Source organism: Neisseria sp. P0022.S009, assembly GCF_051956675.1.
In the GTDB taxonomy this organism is placed as follows: Bacteria; Pseudomonadota; Gammaproteobacteria; order Burkholderiales; family Neisseriaceae; genus Neisseria.
Map to the genome: position 1 here is coordinate 1 of NZ_JBQCXE010000083.1, position 432 is coordinate 432.

At 44.9% G+C, this 432-nt stretch carries 1 protein-coding gene; it reads left to right on the forward strand.

Annotated elements, in window-relative coordinates:
- Nucleotides 1-59: 59 nt before the first annotated feature.
- The gene (locus tag ACTHUG_RS11545; protein ID WP_003747085.1) at nt 60-269 is read left to right on the forward strand and encodes a heavy-metal-associated domain-containing protein; all 210 of its coding nucleotides are present in this window, start codon (nt 60-62) and stop codon (nt 267-269) included.
- Nucleotides 270-432 lie beyond the last annotated feature (163 nt).

The window sequence follows — 432 nt, forward strand, 5'->3', positions numbered from 1 at the left end:
GTTTATGTAAGGAGTAAAGTATTTGGCAACCATATTTGTTTGAATGAAAGGAAATACAAATGCAAACTGTTACCCTCAATATCGACGGCATGACCTGCGGCGGCTGCGTGAAAAGCGTAACCCGTCTTTTGGAAGGCGTAGAAGGCGTAGAAAAAGCAGAAGTCAGCCTGGAAAACAAAAATGCAGTGGTTACTTTCGATGAAAGCAAAACAGATGCCGACGCGCTGATTGATGCCGTAGAAGATGGCGGCTACGATGTGGCTTTGTAACCGATAAGCGTATTTTGAAAAGGCCGTCTGAAACGCTTCAGACGGCCTCTGTCTCTTGATAACTTACTTTTTGCCATTATTTGGATTACACCGCCACATGGGTAAACAAAAGTTTTCGCGCATATCTGAAGCAAAGCGGCAGCAAGTGGCTGCCGTATTACGA